The 23370-nt window shown below is 44.5% G+C and carries 19 protein-coding genes; 12 read left to right on the plus strand and 7 right to left on the minus strand.

What is annotated here, in order from left to right:
- Positions 1–34: 34 nt before the first annotated feature.
- Positions 35–835 carry a crotonase/enoyl-CoA hydratase family protein gene (locus IP510_RS03000; protein WP_194363326.1) on the plus strand — a complete coding sequence of 267 codons (801 nt, stop codon included), beginning with the start codon at positions 35–37 and terminating at the stop codon, positions 833–835.
- Positions 836–860: 25 nt separating this feature from the next.
- A complete protein-coding gene (locus IP510_RS03005; RefSeq protein WP_194363327.1) occupies positions 861–1547 on the plus strand; it encodes a tetratricopeptide repeat protein in 687 nt (228 codons plus the stop codon).
- Between the two features lie 156 nt (positions 1548–1703).
- Here the strand turns inward: IP510_RS03005 and IP510_RS03010 are convergent, their stop codons facing one another.
- Positions 1704–2543, minus strand: coding sequence for a hypothetical protein (locus tag IP510_RS03010; RefSeq protein WP_194363328.1), 840 nt, complete (start codon positions 2541–2543; stop codon positions 1704–1706).
- A gap of 455 nt (positions 2544–2998) precedes the next feature.
- Here IP510_RS03010 and IP510_RS03015 point away from each other — a divergent pair, with 455 nt between their 5' ends.
- Positions 2999–4165 (plus strand): MalY/PatB family protein, encoded by a 1167-nt coding sequence (locus IP510_RS03015; protein ID WP_194363329.1) that lies wholly within the window; start codon positions 2999–3001, stop codon positions 4163–4165.
- A 127-nt stretch (positions 4166–4292) separates the two neighbouring features.
- On the opposite strand, the gene IP510_RS03020 is transcribed toward IP510_RS03015, so the two are convergent.
- Positions 4293–6371, minus strand: coding sequence for a YadA-like family protein (locus IP510_RS03020; RefSeq protein ID WP_194363330.1), 2079 nt, complete (start codon positions 6369–6371; stop codon positions 4293–4295).
- A gap of 639 nt (positions 6372–7010) precedes the next feature.
- On the opposite strand from IP510_RS03020, the gene guaA reads away from it, so the two are divergent.
- Positions 7011–8606 (plus strand): glutamine-hydrolyzing GMP synthase, encoded by a 1596-nt coding sequence (gene guaA, locus IP510_RS03025; protein WP_194363331.1) that lies wholly within the window; start codon positions 7011–7013, stop codon positions 8604–8606.
- Between the two features lie 222 nt (positions 8607–8828).
- Here guaA and IP510_RS03030 read toward each other — a convergent pair whose 3' ends face one another.
- From IP510_RS03030 to IP510_RS03040, 3 genes are all read right to left on the minus strand, one after another.
- Positions 8829–9563: a hypothetical protein gene (locus IP510_RS03030; protein WP_194363332.1), complete on the minus strand. Its 735-nt coding sequence runs from the start codon at positions 9561–9563 to the stop codon at positions 8829–8831.
- A gap of 102 nt (positions 9564–9665) precedes the next feature.
- Positions 9666–10670 carry an oxidoreductase gene (locus IP510_RS03035; RefSeq protein WP_194363333.1) on the minus strand — a complete coding sequence of 335 codons (1005 nt, stop codon included), beginning with the start codon at positions 10668–10670 and terminating at the stop codon, positions 9666–9668.
- A 184-nt stretch (positions 10671–10854) separates the two neighbouring features.
- Positions 10855–11832, minus strand: coding sequence for a zinc-binding dehydrogenase (locus IP510_RS03040; RefSeq protein ID WP_194363334.1), 978 nt, complete (start codon positions 11830–11832; stop codon positions 10855–10857).
- Positions 11833–12786: 954 nt separating this feature from the next.
- Between IP510_RS03040 and IP510_RS03045 the strand changes: the two genes are divergently transcribed.
- The 5 genes from IP510_RS03045 (at position 12787) to oppF (ending at position 18863) form a co-directional block, all read left to right on the plus strand.
- Positions 12787–14457, plus strand: coding sequence for an ABC transporter substrate-binding protein (locus IP510_RS03045; protein ID WP_194363335.1), 1671 nt, complete (start codon positions 12787–12789; stop codon positions 14455–14457).
- A 189-nt stretch (positions 14458–14646) separates the two neighbouring features.
- Entirely contained in the window at positions 14647–15567 is a 921-nt protein-coding gene (gene oppB, locus IP510_RS03050) for an oligopeptide ABC transporter permease OppB (protein ID WP_194363336.1), read from the plus strand.
- Positions 15568–15677: 110 nt separating this feature from the next.
- Positions 15678–16583, plus strand: a complete 906-nt coding sequence (gene oppC, locus IP510_RS03055; protein ID WP_010197600.1) for an oligopeptide ABC transporter permease OppC — start codon at positions 15678–15680, stop codon at positions 16581–16583.
- A 27-nt stretch (positions 16584–16610) separates the two neighbouring features.
- Entirely contained in the window at positions 16611–17774 is a 1164-nt protein-coding gene (gene oppD, locus IP510_RS03060) for an oligopeptide ABC transporter ATP-binding protein OppD (protein ID WP_194363337.1), read from the plus strand.
- A gap of 84 nt (positions 17775–17858) precedes the next feature.
- Entirely contained in the window at positions 17859–18863 is a 1005-nt protein-coding gene (gene oppF, locus IP510_RS03065; RefSeq protein ID WP_194363729.1) for a murein tripeptide/oligopeptide ABC transporter ATP binding protein OppF, read from the plus strand.
- A gap of 122 nt (positions 18864–18985) precedes the next feature.
- Here the strand turns inward: oppF and IP510_RS03070 are convergent, their stop codons facing one another.
- Positions 18986–19240 carry a DUF2798 domain-containing protein gene (locus IP510_RS03070; protein ID WP_194363338.1) on the minus strand — a complete coding sequence of 85 codons (255 nt, stop codon included), beginning with the start codon at positions 19238–19240 and terminating at the stop codon, positions 18986–18988.
- A gap of 97 nt (positions 19241–19337) precedes the next feature.
- Here IP510_RS03070 and IP510_RS03075 point away from each other — a divergent pair, with 97 nt between their 5' ends.
- Together IP510_RS03075 and IP510_RS03080 are read left to right on the plus strand one after the other, a co-directional pair.
- Complete coding sequence (locus IP510_RS03075) at positions 19338–20048, plus strand: aspartate/glutamate racemase family protein (protein WP_194363339.1); 711 nt, start codon at positions 19338–19340, stop codon at positions 20046–20048.
- Positions 20049–20246: 198 nt separating this feature from the next.
- Positions 20247–21194 carry an alpha/beta fold hydrolase gene (locus tag IP510_RS03080; protein ID WP_194363340.1) on the plus strand — a complete coding sequence of 316 codons (948 nt, stop codon included), beginning with the start codon at positions 20247–20249 and terminating at the stop codon, positions 21192–21194.
- 2 nt (positions 21195–21196) lie between these two features.
- On the opposite strand, the gene IP510_RS03085 is transcribed toward IP510_RS03080, so the two are convergent.
- Positions 21197–22240: an NAD(P)H-dependent flavin oxidoreductase gene (locus IP510_RS03085; protein ID WP_194363341.1), complete on the minus strand. Its 1044-nt coding sequence runs from the start codon at positions 22238–22240 to the stop codon at positions 21197–21199.
- A 205-nt stretch (positions 22241–22445) separates the two neighbouring features.
- Here IP510_RS03085 and IP510_RS03090 point away from each other — a divergent pair, with 205 nt between their 5' ends.
- On the plus strand, positions 22446–23342 hold the full coding sequence (locus IP510_RS03090; RefSeq protein ID WP_194363342.1) for a hypothetical protein: 897 nt from the start codon (positions 22446–22448) through the stop codon (positions 23340–23342).
- Positions 23343–23370 lie beyond the last annotated feature (28 nt).

Below are 23370 nucleotides of genomic sequence, written 5' to 3' on the forward strand. Positions count from 1 at the left end.
ACATAATAATGATTATTTCAACAAGGATAGAACCATGACTACGGACAGCAACGCTACAGAAAACCGCATCACTTATAACACGCAAGGCCATGTTTGCCTTGTCGGACTCAATCGTGCCAATAAACGCAATGCCTTTGACAGTCATATGATTGGTCAGTTGTCTGATGCGATGACACGCTACGAGCAAGACGACAACTTACGCTGCGCAGTGATATTTGCGCATGGTGATCACTTTACCGCTGGGCTAGATTTGGTGGAGCTGCAAGACAAGCTAAACGATGGTGTGTTTGAGTTTAATGACGATCAAATCGATCCGTGGGGCATCGGTGGAAAACTGCGTACCAAACCTGTGGTTGTGGCGGTCAAAGGTACTTGCTTCACTGTGGCTATCGAGCTAATGCTTAATAGTGATGTGGTCATCGCTAGTGATAACTGCAACTTTGCACAAATGGAAGTTCAGCGCGGCATCATGCCATTTGGCGGTGCGACGGTACGCTTTGTCGCGGCAGCAGGTTGGCAAAAAGCCATGCCGTATCTGCTCACGGGTAAGGCATTCGATGCGCAAACGGCTGATAGACTGAATTTGGTCAGTGAAGTGGTAGCAAACGGCACTGAATATGAGCGTGCATTGACGTTGGCACAAGAAATCTGTAAAGCTGCGCCTTTGGGTGTGAGAGGTGCTTTATCTTCAGCACAAGATGCCAGCCGTAATGGGGCAGCGACTGCATTGGCCAATATCCATAGTTATCTGCCGCCACTGTTTCATTCAGAAGATGCGAAAGAAGGTGTGATGGCGATGGTTGAAAGACGTGAGGCTGAGTTTAAGGGGCGTTAGACTTAATAATATAAGGTCAACTATTATGAAAGGGTTATTTCTATCAGTAGGTTTGTTTTTGTGGATATCATCAGGGCATGCACACGTTCAAACGCATGAGAAAAATCATGCCCAAACGAAAGTACAAAGCTGCGACATGGTCGACGCTTATGATGACCATCTCCATGAGAGATATAATGTTCCAGAACCAGGTATAGAGATCCAAGGGATGATTGAGGCATGTCAACAATCCGTATTAGAAAACCCTAATAATCCGTATTATATCTATCAACTGGCACAAGCTTATTATAATCATAAAGATTATGCCCAAGCCTACTCTTATTACTTGAAAGCAGCGCAGCAAGGTTATGCACCTGCCGAGCAAAGTTTAGGTAAGCTTTATAGAATGGGCAGAGGAGTTGCTCAATCTGATACTGAAGCGGCTAAATGGTTTTTAAAAGCAGCAAAGCAAGGAGATACCCATGCGCAGTCTGATTTAGGTGGAATGTATTATCAAGGTCGTGGTTTGGCGCAATCTTATGAACAAGCGCTAAAGTGGACGCTGTTAGCCGCTGAACAGGGCGATTCTTATGCTCAGTATAATGTGGGACTAATCTATGAGACAGGTAGAGGGGTTGCTCAGTCATACGAGAAAGCCATAGAGTGGTATCAAAAATCTGTCGATCAAGGTAATGCTTCTGCACAATCCAAACTGGACTACCTACAACGCTAGGTTTCTGTATCTCACACTTATATACACTCTTATCAGCCAAAAACTCTACTATACAAATTAACCGTACCAACCAAAAAAACCTCGCAATCGCGAGGTTTTTTGTTTTACCTAGTATGACTGACTACAACAGCGTCAGTGTTGACCACTCAACTATAATTATTTAGCTTTTTGGTAGTAATCAACCATCATCGTACCTAGCGTGCCATTGTCATCAATAGTGACGATTCTGACAGTACCTGATTGTGCTGCGGTACTCGACTGCACTTGTCCGGCATTACCTAAGACGACTTGGTTCTTTTTAGCCGCTTTTGCCTCATTACCGATAGCGATGCTATTCATGCCAGCTGCTATAGATTTATTACCAACAGCGACTGAGTTTGCACCTTGTGCTGCGGCTGCTTCACCGACTGCTGTAGCACGAACACCACTAGCGTCAGCCAAATGACCGAAAGCTTGTGCGCGCTCGCTTGTGGCTTTGGATTTCCAGCCGATAGACGTTGAGCCTAGACCAGCAGCATTGGCTTCGCCGCCCACGGCTGTTGCTGAGTTCAGACCTGCATTGGCTTTATTACCGACAGCGACTGTATCGTTAGTACCGCCAGCCATGGCTGCTTCACCAACTGCGGTAGAGCGTACTCCGCTAGCATTGGCTAAATGACCGAAAGCTTGCGCGCGTTCAGCGGTTGCTTTTGATTGCCAACCGATAGACGTTGAGCCTAGCCCTGCTGCATTGGCTTGACCACCGACAGCCGTTGCTGAGTTCAGACCTGCATTGGCCTGACTACCGATAGCGACGGTATCATTAGTGCCGCTAGTCGTGGCAGCGTTGCCAAGCGTGATGGCGGTACTGCTAGTAGCACTGGCGGTCGTTTGGGTATCTGACATTTGATGTTCAGCACCTGTTGCCATCGTCGTGCATGCCGTGGTTGCGGCGATGGCTAAAGTAAGGGTACCAACTTTGAGTGCTACGTTTGATAGAGAGTCCATTTTCATCATGCATTATCCTGTAAAAAATCCATAGAGACTTTATGGTGGGGTTTAGGCGGCTCAAAACCATCAGGTATATAGTGTTGAAATACTGTGATGACATTCGTTCCAGTCGGTAGGTAAGCTTAACTATACGACTTTTACATTAACTTATAATGACAGTTCAAGCAATCAATACCCTATATTTTCAAAGAATAGTTAAGCAAATAAATAAACAGTAATTAAGCAGCTGAACAAACAGTCAGGGTCTAACACACGCTAACCATTCATCTATCCATATATAGTCGAACCACTCTTAAAGTGTTACGGCGTTAGACTCGCTTAGCCTACTATTGTAGTACTTGCTCTCGTCTGCCTTGTACCATTTTTAACATTGATTGACTATAACAACTATAAAGCCATTGGCGATGACGCCCTTCATGTTGTACCCTAAACCACTATTTTTATAATTAAGAAGAAGTCCAATGCAATACAACTTTGATGAGATAGTCGACAGGCGTAATACAGGTTCGCTCAAATGGCACTATACCGATGACACGATTCCGTTATGGGTGGCGGATATGGATTTTAAGGCTGCGCAGCCTATCTTAAACGCAATTGAGCAAACAGTGCAACATGGTATATTGGGTTATACCAAACCTACAGATAGCCTGTATGACTCAATTATTCAGTGGCATGGCAGTCGTTATGATTTGCAGCTGACCAAAGAGAATATACTGTTCTCTCCCGGTGTCGTCCCAAGCTTAGCGCTAATGATGAATGTCTTTACCGAAGTGGGCGAATCAGTATTGGTCAATGATCCTATTTATACACCTTTTATGAGCAAAGTTGAGCAAAATGGCCGTAAGCTTGTGCTCTCTGCATTAAAGGAAGTTGAAGGCAAGTATCATCTGGACTTGGTCGATATTGAATCCAAAATAGTCGAACATGATGTTAAGCTTTATCTACTCTGCAATCCGCACAATCCGGGCGGGCGCGTGTGGACGGTTGATGAGCTTGAAGCGCTGCTTGCGATTTGCAAAAAGCACAATGTAGCGATTGTGAGTGATGAGATTCATCAAGATTTGACTTTGACTGGTCACACGTTTATACCGTTTCTAACATTAGCAAAAGGCTATGAATACAATGTCGTAAGCCTGACGTCGATGACCAAAACCTTTAACATCGCAGGTATCAAAGGCTCGATGATATTTGCGACAGACGAGGCATTAGTCAAAAAAATTAGCCAGCAGCAGCACTTAAATGATGAGTATGAGCTGAATTTATTTGCTTATACGGCTATGCGTGTGGCTTATGAGCAGGGCGATGAGTGGTTGGCGCAGGCGCTGAATTATATCGAAGCCAATATTGATGTAACGGTGCAGTTTTTAGAAGAGCATTTGCCTAAGATTAAGGTTATGCGCCCAGAAGCCTCATATTTAATTTGGGTAGATTGCTCGGCGTATGCTGAAGATGATAATGTGCTCTATGACACCCTTCGCGCTGCCAAGGTTGAGTTGAGTGCAGGATTTAAATATGGTGAGGAAGGTCATCTGAAAATGCGTTTGAACGTGGCATGTCCTAGAGCATTGCTATTAGAAGGGCTCAATCGTATGCATGCAGCGTTGGGTGGTACCGCTATGTCTTCATAAAAACTAAGATTTGAGCGATAAATGATAAAAAGGCTGGACTACCACTGTAGCCCAGCCTTTTTATTAGAGTGTTATCAATATTTTTGCCTATATAGAGTGATAGGTTTGATAAAGACTGATGGACTGTTTACCAAGCAAAAGTAACACCGCCACGTGCACCTACTTTACCAGTATCAGTACCGAAACCAGCACCAGTAGAAATAGTAACGCTGTCACTCACGCGTCCAGCAAATGAGGCGCTGATCGCAGTGCTACTGTTATAGTAACCTGTACCGATGGTCATCGCGTATTTTTTGCCTGAAGGAATGACTGGCGTCTCCATCGACAATGCCATGGCGATACCGTCCTCTGCTTCATCTAAGCGATCTTCTTGACGATTATATTGACTACGTAAATCGTTAAACTGTCTCGATGTCGCTAGCGAATCTACGCTGAGGCTAGTACCTAGCGTACCGTTTGCATCAGCAGTTACGATATTGGTGGCACCTGACTGTGATGCGGTACTGGCTTGTAGTTGACCTGAGCTGCCCAAGACAACTTGATTATCATTTGCTGCAGTAGCACCGTTACCGATAGCGATACCGTTTGAGCCAGTCGCAGATGACTGATTACCTAGCGCGACAGATCCTGCGCCTTGTGCCATGGCGGCTTCACCGACTGCAGTCGAGCGTACGCCCGTTGCTGATGCCAGATGACCGAATGCTTGTGCGCGTTCAGCACTCGCGGTCGACTGCCAACCAATGGCAGTCGCACCTGCTTGCGTTGCTTGCGCTTGCGAACCGACAGCCGTGGAAGAGGTACCAGAAGCTGTGGTTTGACGTACGCCACTTCTGTCTCCACCGATCGCCACTCCATCAAGTCCCGATGCTACTGAGTTGTTACCAATGGCGACTGCGTTGTCCGACTCGGCGCTGGCCGCTTCACCAACCGCAGTTGAGCGTAAACCTGTTGCTGATGCTAGATGACCAAAGGCCTGAGCACGTTCACCAGTCGCTTCTGATTGCCAACCTACTGAAGTAGATCCTAAGCCTGCAGCATTGGCTTGGCCACCAACCGCAGTAGCTGAGTTCATACCAGCACTGGCTTGGTTACCGATGGCGACGGTATCATTAGTGCCGCCTGCCATTGCTGCCTCACCGACTGCTAGTGAGCGCTCACCGTTTGCCTGAGCCAAATGACCGAATGCTTGCGCGCGCTCAGCATTTGCTGCCGCCTGCCAACCGATAGCCGTTGCGCCTGGGCCAGTCGCTACTGACTCGCCACCAACTGCAGTAGTAGAGTTACCGTTTGCATTGGCAGTATCACCAATCGCCAAGGCATCTATACCATTCGCAATTGATTCGTTACCGATAGCGGTAGCGAAGCCAGATTTTGCATCAGCGTTTTCACCGATGGCCAGTGAACGCTCACCTTGAGCAGTCGCTAAATGACCAAAGGCTTGCGCACGTTCGCCAGTTGCTGCTGACTGCCAGCCTACGGAAGTAGATCCTAGTCCTGCGGCATTGGCTTGACCACCGACTGCGGTAGCCGAGTTCATACCAGCATTGGCTTGGTTACCGATAGCCACGGTATCATTACTACCGCCTGCCATTGCCGCTTCCCCCACTGCGGTAGAGCGTTCGCCGCTGGCATTGGCGAGATGACCGAAAGCTTGTGCGCGTTCAGCGGTGGCTGCTGATTGCCAACCGATAGAAGTAGATCCCAATCCTGCAGCATTGGCTTGACCGCCGACCGCTGTGGCTGAATTCATGCCAGCAATCGACTGGTTACCGATCGCTACTGTATCATTGCTACCACCTGCCAATGCTGCTTCACCAACTGCAGTAGAGCGTTCGCCGCTGGCATTGGCGAGATGACCGAATGCTTGCGCGCGTTCAGCAGAGGCGCTTGATTGCCAACCGATAGAAGTAGATCCCAATCCTGAGGCATTGGCTTGACCGCCAACAGCAGTGGCTGAGTTCTGACCTGCAAATGCCACATGACCGATGGCAACGGTATCATTAGTGCCACCAGCATCTGCCATGATGCCACAAGCGAGAGACGTATCACCGTTACTGATTGCACCTAGAGTGGTGGTATCACCATTTGAATCACTGAGTTGACATTCAGCCGCCATGACGGTGGACGTACTAAAAGACGCAGCGGCAACTGCCAAAGTGAGTGAGCTAAGCTTAAGAGCTGAGCGTTTTGAGAAATTCATTTCCATAACTTTAATCCTTTTATAAAAGCGTTAAGTGCTTTGTGACTCGTCCGGTGAGTGTGGCTAAGGAAATACTAGACCCTCAGTATCAAGGGGTTTTATCTAAAAATCTGATAATTAACTGTAACTGCTACAGCAAGAACTTTTTAATAAAGTACACGTCTTTGTAACAAAAATCGACTAATATTTTTCTATTGTTTCAATACGATACGGATTTGAATAGCTAAACTTTATAGACTTTTAAGAAAATATTTTAAGTGATATTTTTTGTCTTATCATTAAGCACAGTTAAAAGCAGGATACGATAATTAAAGAAATATGATAAGAATTGGTTGAGCGGCTATAGGTAGATTATGGTTAGCTTTCTATCACTATATAAATGTGAAACAAACAGCCTAACAGAACAGAGCGTCTCAAGATGGCAAAGAGTCTTAAAACAAGACGTCCAAAAAATAGATACTTTTAATAGAGGATTGAATAAAAATAATAGGTCTTAACAATAGTAGTCACAGGTCAGAACGCGTTATTAGGTAGTTTGTAACGGAAAAATGACTGAATAATGAAATTTTGCGGATGAAGTAGCCCTTATGCGGCATAAACTTGTTAAAATAGGGCACCAATTTATCTATTGATGGATATCGATTTATGACCACTGCCGCAGCCACCCCTACGATCAAAGAAGACCGCATCTTAATTCTCGATTTTGGCTCGCAGTACAGCCAGCTTATCGCCCGCCGTGTGCGCGATGCTGGCGTGTTTTGTGAGATGTTCCCTTATGATATCGACACCCAGCGCATCATCGATTTTGGTGCAAAAGGCATCATCTTATCGGGTGGCCCTGAGAGCGTTCATGCAGAAAACAGCCCGCGCATTAATGACGCCGTGTTTGATTTAGGCATTCCGGTATTGGGTATCTGCTACGGTATGCAGGCAATGGCAGATCGTTTCGGTGGCAAAGTTCAAGCCAGTGATGTGCATGAATTTGGCGCTGCTGTGATCAATGTAAACGGCACTTGCGCCTTGCTTGATGGTATCGAAGATGCTGCTGGCACGCTCAATGTCTGGATGAGCCATGGCGATAAAGTGGTTGATGCACCAGCTGGCTTTGATATTGTGGCTAGCACACCAAGCTGCCCAATTGCGATTATGGCCAATGATGACAAGCAATACTACGGCTTACAGTTTCACCCAGAAGTGACCCATACTGCACAAGGTCAAGCACTGCTAGCACGCTTTGTACATGACATCTGCGCCTGTGCTGGTAGCTGGACACCAGACAATATCGCTGAGATGCGTATCGCACAGTTAAAAGAGCAAATCGGTGACAAGCAAGTATTACTAGGTCTATCAGGCGGCGTTGATAGCTCAGTCGTAGCCGCGCTATTACACAAAGCAATCGGCGATCAGCTAACTTGTGTATTTGTCGATAACGGTCTATTGCGCTTGCATGAAGGCGACCAAGTGATGCAAGTTTTTGCAGAAAACATGGGCGTTAAAGTGATTCGTGTGGATGCAGAAGATTTGTTCTTAAACGCATTGGCAGGCCAGTCTGATCCAGAAGCCAAACGTAAAATCATCGGTAAAACGTTCATTGACGTATTCGCCGAAAGCGCGCGTCAAGTAAGCGAGCAGAGCGATGGTAAAGTCGTTGAATTCTTGGCACAGGGTACGATTTACCCTGACGTGATTGAGTCAGCAAAATCGCATCAAGGTAAAGCACACGTGATTAAGAGCCATCATAACGTTGGTGGTTTGCCAGATGACTTGGCATTCAAGCTGATTGAGCCGTTACGTGATTTGTTCAAAGATGAAGTGCGCAAACTGGGCATCACGCTTGGCTTGCCACCTAAAATGATCAATCGCCATCCGTTCCCAGGTCCAGGTTTGGGCGTGCGTATTTTGGGTGAAGTGACCAAAGAATATGCAGATATTTTGCGTCAAGCTGATGCCATCTTTATGGAAGAGCTTGAGCGTTCAGGCTGGTATGCCAAAACTGCGCAAGCATTTGCTGTATTCCAACCTATCAAATCTGTCGGCGTGGTCGGTGATGGTCGCCGCTATGCGTGGGTAATCGCGCTACGTGCGGTTGAGACGGTAGACTTTATGACGGCTCGCTTTGCGCATCTGCCGTATGATTTGATCGAGACGGTATCGAACCGCATTATGAATGAAATCGCTGAAGTATCACGCGTGACTTATGATGTTTCAAGTAAGCCACCTGCGACGATCGAGTGGGAATAAATCGTTTAAGTATTCTAAACGGTAACTTTGTTAACCTCGCTAGATGTACAAACACGTACTATCTGCGCTCGGTTGCCTTGTTACCATCTTAGACTACGTAAACTCATCTAAGAAGCTTTTCAACTCAGGTTTTTTAAATTGATATATGACTGACCAATAGTCTGATTAGCTCAGTATAGTAGTAAAAAAACACTCAACTTGGTTGGGTGTTTTTTTTCAATTTTAAGGCTGGTTTTTGATAGGGGCTTGGCTCTGTAATAAATCAGTATATAGAAATGGTAGACTATTAATTAAATCTGTTACTAACTTATCTATTACTAGTAATACGCTTTCATATTGCTCAATAGACTCATCACTTACTACTTCTTTGATTTTGTCGTATGACATGATATCAGTAATTTCTTTTATCGAGATAGACTCTATTCCAGCATTCTCTATAGCTTGTAAAACACATAGATTTTTACTAGAAAAGCCAGCCTGATGAGCCACTTTATTTCTAGGTGTTCGTAGATCGGCTACTGCACTGTTCATTTCTTCTAAAATAGCAGCTGATATAGGATAGGAACTTAGTAGAGCTTTCTTGATTTTATTTTTACCATTTTGATTCTCTATCTCACTACTCTCCATTGATATAGTTGAGCCAGCTAACAGGTATGATCGGTCAACTACGCTAGTAAATTTAAGTAAAAGATTTTCGATATGATGAGCATGATGCTCAGAAAAATTATACTCTGAATCTTCATAGTTATTTTTGCGCAAATACTCCATTGTGATCGACATGTTTTTTAAAGCGTTATCAATTTCATAAACTCTTGAAAAAATATTTTGAGCATATATTTCGATGGATGAAGCACGGTAGCTACTATCACCATTAGATAGGGCCGCCATACCTTTCGAGAGAGAATCAGTAACTAGTGAAAAAAATTGCTTTATATTAGGGTTTTCAGTATGGGGCATGATGTTCCTTAATTAAGTAAAAAATGCATAAGAGAAGGCTTTAAAAAAGGCAGCACCTCAAAAAAGATACTGCCTTTCATTGATAACACTAACTCTTAAAACCTAACCCTTTACATTCACCACATAACGCCCAACCACTGTACTCGACATAAAGCGATCTAGGTACTCTGGCGTTTGCTCTAGCGTAATCTCTTCACCATAGCTTTCAAGATTAGGTAGTTTCATATCGGTAGCGACACGTTTCCAAATGGCTTCTTTATCAGCCAGTGGAATATAGACCGAGTCGATACCCAGTAACGACACCGCGCGGGTGATAAAAGGTATCACTGACATCGAAAAATCAGCGCCGCTTGCTAGGCCACAACTGGTCACTGCACCACCAGATTTGGTTTGCTTGAGCAGATTGGGTAGGTATTCGCCGCCAATAGTATCAATAGCATTGGCCCATAGCTCACGGCCGACAGGTTTGTTACCGATTTCATTAATAGTGTCGCGATGACGTACTTCGCTTGCGCCCAATGCTTTTAGGTGTTCGCTTTGCTCAGGCTTACCTGAGAATGCAATCACGTCATAGCCTAACTGCTTTAAGATAGCGATACTGATCGTACCCACGCCACCTGTTGCACCAGTCACGGCAACTGGGCCATCACTTGGTTTTGCGCCCATTTTTTCTAACTTTTGGACACTCAGCGCTGCGGTTAAGCCGCCAGTACCATAGGTCATCGCTTCTTTTAGGGTGAGTGTTTCTGGGCAGGCCAGCGCCCAATCTGCGGGGATTGAGATCATTTGACCGAGACCGCCATCGGTATCCATACCGAGATCATAGCCGAATACCAATACTTCTTGCCCTACAGCAAACGTGCCTGATTTGTCACTGACTACGACGCCAGCGGCATCGATACCAGGGGTATGCTGGTACTGTTTGGTGATTCGTTTATTACCAGTGGCTGACATCGCATCTTTAAAGTTTAACGATGAATAATGCACTTCGATGAGCAAGTCATTTTCTGGCAAGTCACTGATATTGCGCTCTTGAATGCTTTTTTTAAATTCGCCATCGCTGGTTTCTTCGACGACTAAGGCTTTGAATGTTGTATCGTTTGACATGGTTATATCCCTATTCAATTTTATTATTTATGTTCATTGGCTTAGCGATAGATATGATTACTGCTACACCAGAATGGTTAAAAAAGCCCACCGTATCGTATCGCTAATACACATGGGCTTTCTTATATTTGTTAATATCGCTGGTTTTTGTCCATATTACGAAATTAGGAGGCGGGTGTAGGAATTAAGGTTTTAAAAGAACTTTGCCTTTTTTACCTGATTGTACTTTTCCAGACACTGCGGTTGCGATATCGTCCAAGCTATAAATGGCTTCGATCGGTAGCTTCAAATCACCATTCGATGCGCGTTCTAGCAATTCAGTGATCAGACGCTGTTTGTTGTCTAGATCCATTTCTTGGCTGGTTTTGCTGCCCCAGAATCCTTTGACAGTCGCTTGCTTAAAGATCAAGCTACCAGCGTCCAGTGCCATTGGCTTGCCTGACATGATACCGAATGAAACCAACGTGCCTTTGCTACCCAATAGCGATAGCAGATCATTGCTTGATTCACCACCGACTGAATCAACGGCTGCTGTGATCTTGTCATCACCGATGATGGCGCGGACTTGGTCTTTCCAGTCGTCATCAGCAGTAACGACATTGTTTTTGATACCGAGTGAGGTCAGCTCTTCTATCGCGTCTTTACTACGGACTAGATTAATCGTATTCACGCCGCGTGCTGCTGCGAGCATGGCAAGGGTTTTACCTACTGCGCCGTTCGCCGCATTGTGGATGATCCATTGACCGCTATTCACTTCTAAGAATTCTAATAGCATTAATGCAGACAACGGCATCGCAATCAGCTGGGCCGCCAACTCGTCTTCGATACTATCAGGCATGTTAAACACCATGCTGGCAGGGGCAACAAAATACTCTGCCCACGTCTCATGCACACTGGCACAAGCCACACGCTGACCAACACTAAAGTCTGTCACGTCATCGCCTACCGCATCGATAATACCCAGCGCTTCACTACCACCGATGGCTGGCATCTCAGGCTTATAGCCATATTGTCCGCTCACGGTCAGCATGTCATGGTTGTGAATAGGGGAGAGGATGGTTTTGATACGGACTTCGTTGGCAGCAGGCTGCGGCATCGGACTGTCGCCCACGCTCAATACGTCGGATGGTTTGCCAAAGCTGTTGTGAATAGCACTACGCATAATAATTCCTTTATTTATTTATGATTTGGTTTATTTATAAGTGTATTAAGAGTATGAATAACCGACTATAAATATCATGTTATCAAGGTCATTCACCAATGTATTTTTTCTTCGAGTAGAAACGATACCACGATAATGATGCTTATAGGTTATCGACTCACAAAGACACTATACTTAAAAATAGACTGGTCGTCTAGACGTTGGATACATTTGCGCTAACGGGATTTTATTATAGAAAGCTTGGCTTACATCAGTAATATTTTCCGTGATACTGCTCGCATTGATGCAAAACCGTTCGTAGTGATTGATTTATGGGTTTCAGCAGAATTCTCTAATGAGTATGGCCTTTCAAAGAGAAACTAAAAAGAAAAATCATTGGCAACATGACTCAATAAATTACGGCGAATATGTCAATTAATCACTTATGTTAATTAATCACCATGTCACTCACGGTCACATTAGAACTTATTACATGACGTGACATGAGCGGTCTTTCATATCGTTTTCTAAATTATCAAATATCTTAGGCTCGATAGCATAATACTCCTCCAAGTACTAATTCATTAGCACTATAAAATGTCAAACAGATGTCAGTTACAATTAATAACATGAGAGTAGCATTTTGACGAGTGATGCATTCTTTATAAAAAAACTGGTTAAATTCTTGTAAAATTCCACGAATTAGTACGTTTTTTGTTCGTTTTTACTCATGATTACTATATGCATATGTTTGACTAAATTCACGTTTTTTCTATGAACTGAAAAATTGTTGACACCAATAACTTTTTTTATTATTACTATTACCAATAGTTTTCTAACGTTCATTATTGACAGATGGTCAGACTATGATCTCTAACAACGTAATAATGAATATGAAAGCAATAAACATTCAACTTAAATGGATTTATGAACAGGTTGATTAACCTGTTCGCCATCTGCCCGCTAGGACGCTATATGACCCACAACCCTCTCTCCCTTCGTAATGCTGTATTTTTACCCACTTCTCTTGCACTTGCTATGTTTATGACTGGCTGTAGTGACAATACGGCAAACAATAATGCCAGCTCATCAGCCGATATTGATCCTAGTGTACTGTCTGAAACTCAAGAATTGGTCATTAATAACGGGACGGAACCTGAGTCGCTCGACCCTCATAAAGTATCTGGTGTACCGGAGTCTAATATTGGTCGTCAATTATTTGAAGGCTTGACCAATACCGATGCAGATGGCAAAACCATTCCGGGAATGGCAACTGAGTGGGAGAGTCCAGACAACAAAGTCTGGACGTTCAAGCTGCGTGACGCTAAGTGGTCAAACGGCGATCCTGTAACGGCGCAAGACTTTGTCTATAGTATGCGCCGCTTGGTCGATCCAGATACCGCATCCCCTTATTCAAGCTATTTGGTTGATGCCAAGGTCGTCGGCGCTGACAAAATCGTCGAAGGCGCTGCTGGCATCGAGACGCTTGGGGTAAAAGCAATCGATGACAAAACACTGCAAGTCACGTTATCAGAGCCCGTACCTTATTTTCCAGATATGCTGATTCACAACTCCGTCAAACCTGTGCATCAAAAAACCATCGAAGCGTTCGGTGATAAATGGACAGATCCTGCCAATATCGTTGTCAATGGCCCTTACAAAGTCAGTAAGTGGAAGATCAACGATGAACTCGTTTTGACACGTAATTCTTCCTATTATGACGATGCCAACACGACGCTTGATACCATCACGATGCTACCGATTCCTTCTAGCACCACCGATGTCGCGCGCTATCAGGCGGGCGAAGTTGATGTCACTTATAACGAGATTCCAACCGAGCAATTTGCGTCTTTGAAAGAGAGCAATGGTGATGAGCTTAGAGTCTCTCCTTATCTTTGTACGTATTACTATGAATTTAATACGGTCAAACCACCTTTTGATAATCCAAAAGTACGTCGCGCGCTAGCTTTGGCATTGGATCGCGACACTATTGCAGACAAGGTTATCGGTCAAGGACAGACGGCCGCTTATCAGCTCACGCCTACCGCCGCGAATGGAGATGTGGCTAATACACCAGAATGGTCTACTTGGGATAAGGACAAGCGTATCGCTGAGGCCAAAAAACTCTTGAATGAAGCCGGTTACAACGAGAGCAATCCGCTCGCCTTTGAGCTGCTGTACAACACCAATGACAATCATAAAAAGGTCGCGGTTGCTGCCACGTCATTATGGACGCAGGCGCTTGGTTTTGTTGATGTGACGTTGACCAATAAAGAATGGAAAACCTATCTGGATACGCGCCGCAACGGTAACTATCAAATCGCGCGGGCTGGCTGGTGTGCGGATTATAACGAACCTTCAGCCTTTTTGAATATTGCCAAATCTGACAATAGCGGTAACTACGGTAAGTACGCCAACGCCAATTTTGACAGCTTAATGGCTCAAACGTTAAAAGCAGGCGTCACGCCCGAGCAGCGTGCAAGCTTGTATCAAAAAGCAGAGGCACAACTCGATCAAGATATGGGGCTACTCAATATCTATCATTATGTCAGCCCTCGTTTGGTAAAACCTTACGTCATTGGCTTTTCAAAGAACGATCCTCTAGATAATTGGCAAGGTAAAGATATCTCTATCGCCAAGCACTGATCATTAAGCACTGATCATTAAGCACTAACCATCCACTAGTCTTATCAGCAGGCGCTATGAAAAGGAGAGATTCCGATTGATAGCGTCGGTCTGCTATGGATCAGAGAAAACCTTAAAGCGGCGTAAATACTCAAAACGAGCATTTTAAAATCAGGCATCGTTGTACAGGTAATATTATAAAGAGGCATTATGCTAAAGCTTATTTTTCGGCGGATTTTAGAAGCCATTCCGACCATGTTTGTTTTGATAACCGTGTCCTTTTTTATGATGCGGTTAGCACCCGGCAGTCCTTTTAGTAGTGAACGCAGCTTATCGCCAGCGGTATTGGCCAATATCGAAGCCAAATATAACCTTAATGATCCCATGTGGCTGCAATATATCCATTATCTACAGCAGCTAGCAGTAGGCGATTTTGGCCCGTCTTTTAAATATAAAGATTATACGGTCAATGAGCTATTGTCGCAGTCGTTTCCAGTATCTATGGAACTGGGGATGTACGCTTTTATATTGGCACTGGTGTTAGGACTTATCCTTGGTGTGATAGCGGCGCTCAAGCAAAACTCGTGGATGGATTATGTGCTGATGGCGTTTGCCATGACAGGTGTCGTGATTCCAAGCTTTGTAAAAGCCCCGCTATTGGTGCTTATTTTTGCCATTATTTTGCAGTGGCTGCCAGCAGGTGGCTGGAACGATGGGGCAGTGCGAAATCTGATACTGCCCGTCACCGCCTTGGCATTGGCTTATGTTGCCAGTATCGCGCGGATTATGCGCGGATCAATGATTGAGGTGATGAACAGCCAGTACATTCGCACGGCCCGGTCTAAAGGCTTACCGATGCGGCAAATCGTGATGAAGCATGCGCTCAGACCGGCGCTATTACCCGTCATCTCTTATCTGGGCCCTGCTTTCGTGGGCATTATTACTGGCTCTATCGTGATCGAGACTATTTTTGGTTTGCCGGGTATCGGGCAGTTATTTGTGAATGGGGCGCTCAATCGTGATTATGGGGTCGTGCTTAGTTTGACCATCTTAGTTGGTGTATTGACGATTGCTTTTAATGCCATCGTCGATATCTTGTACGCCATCATTGATCCAAAAATCCAGTATTGATATTAATATTGATGGCCGCTTGAAACACACCGTATAAATGCCAATCATCGCTTAAAAATAAATATCAGATTCTCAATTAGACCCTCAATTAGATAAGTAAAAGGACGACTATGAGCCTGACCGTAGACCAGCCAACCGAGCTTATGGATACGCCTGTTAAAGAGATTAAAGGTCGCAGCCTGTGGCAAGATGCATGGCGACGTTTTTATCAAAACAAAGCAGCAGTGACGAGCTTTTTTATCTTATTACTCGTCGGTATGTTTGTCATCTTTGTGCCCATGCTAGCGCCTTTTGGTTATGCAGATACCGATTGGAACTTTATGCAGTCTGCGCCCTCGATTGAAAACAAGCATTATTTTGGTACGGACTCGCTTGGTCGAGATTTGCTCGTGCGCACAGCAGTTGGCGGGCGAATATCGCTATTGGTGGGTATCGCTGGTGCAACAGTGGCTGTGCTGGTTGGTACGGTATATGGCGCAACGTCAGGCTATCTGGGCGGCAAAGTCGACATGATTATGATGCGCTTTTTAGAAATCCTTAGCGCCTTTCCTTTTATGTTCTTTGTGATTTTGCTCGTGACGATATTTGGTCGTAACCTTATTTTAATTTTTGTCGCTATCGGATTGGTCTCTTGGCTCGATGTCGCTCGTATCGTCCGTGGTCAGACGCTCAGTCTAAAAAGCAAAGAGTTTATTGAAGCGGCACACGTCGGCGGGGTATCGGGTTTTAACATTATCCTGCGTCATATCGTGCCCAACGTGCTTGGCGTGGTGGTGGTTTACGCCTCATTACTAGTACCGACGATGATTTTATTTGAGTCGTTTTTGAGCTTCTTAGGACTTGGTGTGCAAGAGCCTATGACCAGTTGGGGTGCGCTACTCCAAGAAGGCTCACAAACGATGCAAGTCGCCCCTTGGCAGATTTTGATTCCCTCAGCTTTTTTGGTCATTACTTTATTTTGCTTTAACTTTATTGGCGATGGTCTACGTGATGCGTTTGACCCAAAAGACCGCTAGGCTCAATCTCGCTAGGAGAACAACATCATGGCAACTCAAGATATTAATAGTGCACCTGAAAAAATAGATTCTACTGTACGCAAAGTAGGCGCTGAGTCAGAGCTCAATAATCAGGCTAATAAAGAAAGCAGCTTATTAGCAGTGAAAGATTTATCGGTGCAATTCACGACCGAAGATGGACTTGTGACCGCCGTGAATGGTTTAAATTTTAATCTGCATGAGGGTGAGACGTTGGGCATCGTCGGCGAGTCAGGCTCTGGCAAGTCGCAGACAGCGTTCGCCATCATGGGTTTGCTAGCAAAGAATGGCTGTACCAAAGGTTCCGTAAGATTTGAAGGCAATGAGCTGCTGGGTTTATCGCAAAAGGCTCTGAATAAAATCCGCGCTGAGCAAATCGCTATGATCTTCCAAGATCCGATGACCTCCCTAAATCCCTACATGAAAATAGGCGATCAGCTGGCTGAAGTGTTGATCTTGCATAAAGGCATGAGCAAAAAAGACGCGTGGGCAGAGTCGATACGTATGCTCGATGCAGTCAAAATCCCTGAGGCAAAAAACCGTATTGGCATGTATCCGCATGAGTTTTCAGGTGGTATGCGTCAGCGGGTCATGATTGCGATGGCGCTGCTCTGTCGCCCAAAATTGCTGATTGCCGATGAGCCAACGACAGCGCTTGATGTGACCGTACAAGCACAGATTATGGTGCTACTCAATGAGCTAAAGCGTGATTTTGGCACCACCATTGTTATGATCACGCATGACTTGGGAGTAGTAGCTGGTATCTGTGATCGGGTGCTTGTGATGTATGCCGGTCGTACCATGGCATATGGAGAGACGGAAGAGATTTTTTATACGCCGACGCATCCTTATACTATCGGGCTATTAAAGGCCATTCCGCGTCTGGATGATGATAAAGGCAAGCTTGAGACCATTCCTGGCAGTCCACCCAATCTACTTAACCTGCCGACTGGCTGTCCTTTTCATGAGCGCTGTACGCATGCGATGGATATCTGCCGTGATGTGCCGCCGCCACTTGAGTTTCTACCCAATGAGCGTCAACGCGCTTGCCATTGGCAACCTGAGATGCAAGTCGATGAGTCAGCAGATATTAAAGAGAGCGTTTCAGCAGACACCGATAATGGTGCTGATATTGATACGGGCACCAATAATCCATCAACGCTGGAGGGCTAGAGCATGACACTATCAAGTGCAAAGAAGGCAAGTTCAGAGACGGCAAACACAGAGATGGCAAGTGCAGAGATGGCAAGTGCAGAGATGGTCAAAAACAGCAGCCAAGCCCCGCTATTACAAGTGCAAAATGTGCATACGACATTCAATATTAAGCAAAAAGGCACATATTTTTGGCAAAAGCCTGATACCTTAAAGGCTGTCAATGGTGTCTCGTTTGAGCTATTCGCTGGCGAGACTTTGGGCGTGGTAGGTGAGTCGGGCTGCGGTAAGTCGACGCTGGCAAGAACGATCATCGGCCTCATACAAGCCAATTCCGGCAGCATTAAATTCGGTGATGAAGAGATCGTTGGCGCTTCCAAAAAAACCATGAGAATGAAGCGCAAAGACATTCAAATGATATTCCAAGATCCGCTAGCGTCGCTCAATCCGCGCATGACTGTAGGCGATATCATCGCAGAACCGCTGCGTACCTACTATCCAAACATGAAAAAAGCGGAAGTGCAGGATGAAGTACGCGCCCTGATGAAAAAGGTTGGCCTGCTGTCCAATCAGATTAACCGCTATCCGCATGAGTTTTCTGGTGGTCAGTGTCAACGTATTGGTATTGCTCGTGCATTGATACTAAAGCCTAAAATCATTATCTGTGATGAGCCAGTTTCCGCCCTTGATGTCTCTATTCAAGCGCAGGTCATTAACTTGTTACAAGACATACAGCAAGAGATGGGCTTGGCGCTGATTTTTATCGCTCATGATCTGTCAGTGATCAAGCATATCGCCGATCGGGTACTGGTCATGTATTTAGGTCATGCTGTTGAGCTAGGGGTAGACAAGGCCGTGTATAGCAACCCGACGCACCCTTATACCCAAGCGCTGATGTCTGCGGTGCCATTGCCTGATCCTATCGCCGAGCGTAATAAAACCATTCAGTTATTGGAAGGTGACTTACCAAGCCCGATCAACCCACCCTCAGGCTGCGTATTCCGTACTCGCTGTCCAATCGCTGACAGCGAGTGTGCCCAAATCAAACCTGAGTTAGAAGGTACATTGAACCACAGGGTCGCTTGTCTAAAGAATAAGGTTGCGTCTTAGTCCATTCACAGCCATAGCAATATCCACAATGATATTGATACGAGAAAACCGTGCGCAAGCGAGACATCAGTATGGCTTGCGAAGTTAACGCTATAGCGGTTTGATAATGGTTAGATGGTGTCTCAATAAAACTCTATTCTACTCAACACATGCTCCTGCACTAGGTAGGCGCAGATATAAGCGCTCGGCCACGCAAAACCAAAGGCCAAAACCCAAGAATGCATCAGCTCCATAAAGAAGCCATCGATAAAGCCTTGTTTGACCACCAATAATGCTGTTGAGATGATAAGCGACATCATCAACGCCATGATGCCAGTAAAGATCAGTCGGTAGTATTTACGGCGAGTGCGGAGTTTGATAGCGGTAAGTTTTGCCATAGGTTTATGTCCTGCTACATAGTAATCGTCACGCCCCATGGGCAGTATTTCTGTTACGATAAATGAGAATTAAAAAATAATAAATAGGATAAATAGCATGGGTTACCAAAAACAACGAACACTAGGTATTATTGGCGGCATGAGCTGGGAAAGTACAGAAAGCTATTATCGTCTAATTAATGAAGGTGTCAAGAACAAGCTTGGCGGCTTACATTCAGCTGATTTGTTCATTCATAGTGTGGAATTTGCTTTAATCAATGAGCTACAAGAGCAGGGAATGTGGGACGAGTTGGGTGTATTGATGGCGAGTAGTGCACAGCGTTTGCAAGCTGCTGGCGTAGACGGGCTAATGATTGCTTCTAATACGATGCATAAGTTGGTTGATGATGTTCAAGCAGTCACCCATGTACCTCTCATACATATCGCTGATGCGACTACGGACACCATTAAGAAGCACAACCTAACTAAGATAGCCTTATTAGGTACGCAGTTTACGATGACTCAAGACTTTTATAAACGTCGTCTTATTGATGCAGGCTTACAGGTACTGATACCAGAGGACGCTGCCCGCGCAGAGGTGCATCGCATCATCAAAAAAGAGCTGTGCGTTGGTCAGTTTAAAGACAGCTCACGAGAGTATTATAGCCAAGTTATTAAGGACTTGGCGGAGCAAGGTGCTGAAGGCGTGATATTGGGCTGTACCGAAATAGGCTTACTCATTAGCCAAGCCGATAGTGTGATTCCTATCTTTGATACCACGGCTATTCATGCTGAAGCTGCGGTAGCCTTTTTGCTGGATGCAGACTAGCGCGTTTCATCCAGTCGCTCATTTAAAACACCATCAATTGCACAGGGCACTGTCGATTAAATAAAGTAGATACCCTGATATCCTCGTTGTTGTAAAAACACTGACTTGCGCGTAATCATAAATCAATTTGCCCTAAATAGGCTTGTGCTAAGATTACCTATTCAAGTTGTTTTGCCAACCATAAATGAGGATATTTTGATGGTACTACTGCGCACGAGTTTGGCTGCTCTACTGGCTCTTTCTATCGTGGGATGTACGACGCCCAATACCTTTACTATCGCTACGACTCAAAAACTCGTACAGTATGAACGCAATAAATCAGACCTTGAAGCCAAATTATTAACACTGGCATCCGGCGAGCAAATGACGTATTTAGAAGGCGGCAACTTGGCTGGTGAACCTTTACTACTGATTCATGGTTTTGGTGGTAATAAAGACAACTTTACTCGTATTGCGGATAAGTTAGGCGATTATCATTTAATCGTTCCTGATCTGCTAGGTTTTGGTGATTCTAGCAAGCCATCAGAGGCGGACTACCGCGCCGATGCCCAAGCAAAGCGCTTGCATGAACTATTGCAAGCGAAAGGAATGGCATCAGATATCCATGTCGGGGGCAACTCGATGGGCGGTGCTATCAGTGTGGCCTACGCAGCGATGTATCCTGATAGTGTCAAAAGCTTGTGGTTACTCGACAGTGGTGGATTTTGGTCAGCTGAAACGCAACGAGAGTTTAAAGCATTAGACCTTGATAACAGTCCTTTGTTAATTGACAGCACTGAAGCGTATTTTACGATGTATAAAACGGTCATGTACAAGCCGCCTTATGTACCAAAGACGATACAAGCTGTTTTTGCCCAAGAGAGTATCGCCAATCGTGCACTGAATACTAAAATACTCAAACAGATCATCGAAGACAATGTAGAAGAGCGTGCAAAAATTATCGCACAATACAATATTCCAACGCTGATCGTTTGGGGAGAAGAGGACAAGGTCATAAAACCTGAGACTGCCGAAATAATGAGCGAGCTGATGCCACAAGCACAGGTCATTATGATGTCGGAAGTGGGTCACGTACCGATGGTAGAGGCGGTAAAAGAGACTGCAGAGGATTATAAAGAGTTTCGTGCAACGCTAAAAGATGAGTAAGTCTATAACGCTTTTACCAACCGCTCAAGCAGTTCAAGCGTGCTCTCTTGTTTGACTAAGGCAACCCCTTGTCCTGCCCACAAAGACTGATGTTCTGCATCAGAGTTCTTACTAGCATTAGCTCGCATAAATTTGGTCATAGCATTTAATTGCGGATAAGGTGGTAGCTCTTTAGCACTTTCAAATTGGGCAAAGTCACGTAGATAATCATTCAATAAACCACGAGCGAGTTTACCTGAAAACAATCGAGTTAAGCGTGTCTCAACGCTGCGTTTGCTGCGACTGGCATCAAGTAAAGCTTGTTTATACGTGTCATTGATACCGCATTTGTCTGTGGTCAAAAACGCCGTCCCTATTTGTGCCAGCTCGGCACCAGCTGCCTGAATCGCTTTGATGGCCTGTCCGTTCATGATGCCGCCTGCTGCAATCAAAGGAATATCGGTACAGGCGCGCGTTTGGCCAATCAGTGTCAACAACCCCAATGGATCGCTTTCACTTTGCGGCAACCACCCACCGCGATGTCCGCCAGCTTCGACCCCTTGTACACATACCGCATCTGCACCAATATCCGCCCATGCTTTTGCTTCTAATGGATGATTGGCAGTACCGATGACGCGCGTACCGAGACTTTGCAGATGCTGAACTTGCTCGGCACTGATAATGCCAAAGGTAAAACTAGCGACAGGAACGGGATTGTCATAGAGCACTTGTAACTGATCTGCGAAACTTTGAGCGGGGCGCTCAGGTAGTGCAAACTCGATATTGTTGTCTTGATAGTATTGACTTAACCAAGCAGGCATTGCGGTATCAAAGGTCGTAGAGTCCTGCTCAGAGAGCACCATCAGATTGATCATAAAAGGTCGGTCGGTCAGCGATTTAAGGGTATCAATTTGGCTGGTCAAAACATTTGGCGCCGTCATACCAGATCCTAATGAGCCCAGTCCGCCAAAATTACTCACCGTCGCCGCCAGTTCAGGTGTGGTTGTACCTGCCATGGGTGCTTGGATGATAGGGTAGGTTAAGTTTAGAGTATCAAGTAAGGTCATTAAGGGCTGCCTCGTTATTAGGGTGTTTGCATGACTTACTTTAACAGAGCTGAGCACAGAGTATGTGAGATAGTGTTTATTTAGTTAGGAAATAGGAGGGGTGGGTTTGCAATTAAAATATAGCATCAAACAAACTAAAGAAAGTTATAATACTTTTTAATCCCGCTAATCCTAGCATTTCTCTATTACTGTTATTGCCAATATTATGTTTAAAAAAATAGCTGAAAAAATTCGAAAGAAAAACAATAACTATGCGCCACTTGTTAATTATGACTTTAATTACCAAGGTTTTAAATTAATAAGTTCGGCTATGGAAGAACATTATGAGAGAAAAGTGATCATAAGTAGAAACCAAGTTAAACAACTTTCGGATGATTTTTACTATGAGCTCTATTCGTTTAAAAACTTACCTGTACGTTACCTCTTATTAATGATATCCGTTGTACCTACTGCATCGATATCTGCAATATACTATACTTTTCAAGAGGGTCAAAAAGATATATTTCCAATAATTCCTTTTATATTAGGTTTTATCGCTTACTCAATATTTATCAAGTGTCATAAAATAAATGAGGATAATATATTAAAGGCTCAGAGAGAAAGACATAACAGAGAATTTTTAACAATTGATGAGGCAAGGGTTTACTGGATTAGGAATAGAATTGGTTATAAATATAGCTTCCTTGAACTTGTGGAAACGTTGTCTAAATGGAAAGAGTATAAGAAAAAATATAACCAAAATTCTAAAATAAACTGGTTCAACTATATCTATGATCCTCAATCAAAACCTAGGATCTTAGCTTTATTTATTGCTTTTATTTCTCTGCTTACAGTTGTTACGATGAATACATTTGAGCTTGAACCGCTTTCGGTCTTAGTTGCTTTTCTTAGCTTAGAATATTTACTAACAGAAGGAGCTTGGCTTATTGTATTCTTAGTGTTAGTTGTAGGTTTGTTACTATGGCAAATAATATTTATAAGTCATCTTTTAAGTAGAACTATAATATATCTAATAGATTATCTAAATAGAGATAATTTAAGTGACTTAAGGTTTGGTGTTCTAATAAATTTTCTGCTAGATTATTCTGACCTTAATGAGTAGGAAGTATCATTGGGCTATGATTTATATA

It is taken from the genome of Psychrobacter sp. NG254, from assembly GCF_015277735.1.
Taxonomy (GTDB): Bacteria; Pseudomonadota; Gammaproteobacteria; order Pseudomonadales; family Moraxellaceae; genus Psychrobacter.

Excerpts from the sequence above, each read along its gene's own strand:
- IP510_RS03045 (WP_194363335.1), top strand. The coding sequence starts at position 12,787 with ATGACCCACAACCCTCTCTCCCTTCGTAATGCTGTATTTTTACCCACT.
- IP510_RS03080 (WP_194363340.1), top strand. The coding sequence starts at position 20,247 with ATGGTACTACTGCGCACGAGTTTGGCTGCTCTACTGGCTCTTTCTATC.
- IP510_RS03010 (WP_194363328.1), bottom strand. The coding sequence starts at position 2,543 with ATGATGAAAATGGACTCTCTATCAAACGTAGCACTCAAAGTTGGTACC.
- oppB (WP_194363336.1), top strand. The coding sequence starts at position 14,647 with ATGCTAAAGCTTATTTTTCGGCGGATTTTAGAAGCCATTCCGACCATG.
- IP510_RS03035 (WP_194363333.1), bottom strand. The coding sequence starts at position 10,670 with ATGTCAAACGATACAACATTCAAAGCCTTAGTCGTCGAAGAAACCAGC.
- IP510_RS03005 (WP_194363327.1), top strand. The coding sequence starts at position 861 with ATGAAAGGGTTATTTCTATCAGTAGGTTTGTTTTTGTGGATATCATCA.
- IP510_RS03000 (WP_194363326.1), top strand. The coding sequence starts at position 35 with ATGACTACGGACAGCAACGCTACAGAAAACCGCATCACTTATAACACG.
- IP510_RS03015 (WP_194363329.1), top strand. The coding sequence starts at position 2,999 with ATGCAATACAACTTTGATGAGATAGTCGACAGGCGTAATACAGGTTCG.
- IP510_RS03070 (WP_194363338.1), bottom strand. The coding sequence starts at position 19,240 with ATGGCAAAACTTACCGCTATCAAACTCCGCACTCGCCGTAAATACTAC.
- oppD (WP_194363337.1), top strand. The coding sequence starts at position 16,611 with ATGGCAACTCAAGATATTAATAGTGCACCTGAAAAAATAGATTCTACT.
- oppF (WP_194363729.1), top strand. The coding sequence starts at position 17,859 with ATGGTCAAAAACAGCAGCCAAGCCCCGCTATTACAAGTGCAAAATGTG.
- IP510_RS03020 (WP_194363330.1), bottom strand. The coding sequence starts at position 6,371 with ATGGAAATGAATTTCTCAAAACGCTCAGCTCTTAAGCTTAGCTCACTC.
- IP510_RS03085 (WP_194363341.1), bottom strand. The coding sequence starts at position 22,240 with ATGACCTTACTTGATACTCTAAACTTAACCTACCCTATCATCCAAGCA.
- IP510_RS03075 (WP_194363339.1), top strand. The coding sequence starts at position 19,338 with ATGGGTTACCAAAAACAACGAACACTAGGTATTATTGGCGGCATGAGC.
- IP510_RS03030 (WP_194363332.1), bottom strand. The coding sequence starts at position 9,563 with ATGCCCCATACTGAAAACCCTAATATAAAGCAATTTTTTTCACTAGTT.
- oppC (WP_010197600.1), top strand. The coding sequence starts at position 15,678 with ATGAGCCTGACCGTAGACCAGCCAACCGAGCTTATGGATACGCCTGTT.
- guaA (WP_194363331.1), top strand. The coding sequence starts at position 7,011 with ATGACCACTGCCGCAGCCACCCCTACGATCAAAGAAGACCGCATCTTA.
- IP510_RS03090 (WP_194363342.1), top strand. The coding sequence starts at position 22,446 with ATGTTTAAAAAAATAGCTGAAAAAATTCGAAAGAAAAACAATAACTAT.
- IP510_RS03040 (WP_194363334.1), bottom strand. The coding sequence starts at position 11,832 with ATGCGTAGTGCTATTCACAACAGCTTTGGCAAACCATCCGACGTATTG.